This is a genomic window from Flavobacterium sp. H122, assembly GCF_004959765.1.
Lineage (GTDB): Bacteria > Bacteroidota > Bacteroidia > Flavobacteriales > Flavobacteriaceae > Flavobacterium.
The window spans coordinates 1-1,543 of the sequence record NZ_SJZD01000029.1 but is presented as its reverse complement, the minus strand read 5'-3'; the positions used below and the strand labels follow the sequence as shown (position 1 = coordinate 1,543).

At 34.4% G+C, this 1,543-nt stretch carries 1 protein-coding gene; it reads left to right on the top strand.

Annotated elements, in window-relative coordinates:
- The coding region (locus tag EZM65_RS15355) for a polyketide synthase (protein ID WP_136669439.1) at window positions 1-1,543 on the top strand (1,543 nt) is incomplete at both ends.

The window sequence follows — 1,543 nt, the reverse complement described above, 5'->3', positions numbered from 1 at the left end:
ATCCATAGAAGGAGATTTAGAAGAGACAGGAATGGTCAGTTTTTATTATAACACATCTATATTGCAAGATTCATATGAAGAGTTAATTTATTCAACATTTAAAGAACATTTTGGAATTGAACAATTGCGATTAATAAATGTGGTGATTAGCCAGAAAGAACAACTTCTCAACAGCGTAGTAAAGTTGATTTTGAAAGTTTTACCGGATGGCCAATTGTATTTCAGTATCAGCAGTCATAAAAGTAATGGGTTAGAAGTTATCCATATGGAAGGGTTTATAGAGCTTGATTTAGTAACTAATTTGGAATCAAATTCTGAAAAGAGCATTATCCAAACGCAATTGAATATTTTAAATACTCAATCAGAGGTGATTAATAGTGATATTTCCAATAATAGTAATTCTATTGATATTAAAGACGAGAGGATTGCTATAATAGGTATGAGTGGTCGCTATCCTAAATCTAAGGATTTAGAAGTTTATTGGAATAATATATCAAAAGGAGTAGACTGTGTAGAAGAGGTGTCTAAAAGTAGATGGGATACCACTCATTATTATAAAGAAGGAGGAGAAAAGACAGGGGAACTTTATTGTAAGTGGTTAGGTGAGTTAGATGAAATCGATAAGTTTGATCCCTTGTTTTTCAATATGTCTCCAATAGAGGCGGAATTAATGGATCCTCAACACAGAATTTTTTTAGAAGAATGTTGGAAATCCATCGAAGATGCAGGTTATAATACGTCTCAATTTGATGGAATGAAATGTGGTACTTATGTTGGAATCATGGGGAATGAGTATGCAGATCATATAAAAAAAGCAGGTATTACTCAAAATTTAGCCCAATTGATGACGGGTAACTCAAGTTCAATATTTTCAAGCCGACTAGCTTATTTGTTAAATTTAAAAGGCCCCGCAATGGCTATTGATACTGCTTGTTCTAGTTCATTGGTTGCAATACATTTGGCTTGTCAGGCTTTACTAAGTAATGAAATCAATATGGCTGTGGCTGGTGGAGTTACACTTTATTTAGGAGTAGAACCTTATGAAGCAATGTGTGCAGCAGGAATGTTGTCGAAAGAAGGTAAGTGTAAGACCTTCGACAATAGTGCTGATGGGTTTGTTCCTGGTGAAGGTGCAGGAGTAGTTATATTAAAAAGGTTAAAAGATGCAATTCAAGACGGTGATAATATAAAAGGAGTAATATTAGGTTCAGGAATTAATCAAGACGGTAAGACGAACGGTATCACTGCACCAAGTGTAAATTCTCAAATAAGTTTGCTTGAAGATATCTACAGGAAATATGGCATAAATCCAGAAACAATAAGCTATGTCGAAGCACATGGGACAGGAACTAAACTTGGTGACCCTATAGAAGTAGAAGCTTTAATAAAAGCGTTTGGTAAATTTACAAAAAAGGAAAGCTACTGCGGTATTGGATCGGTAAAAAGTAATTTAGGTCATACATCAGCTGCAGCTGGTGTGGCTGGATTAGAAAAGATATTATTACAGTTTAAACACAGGCAAATAGTTCCTAGTCTTCATTAT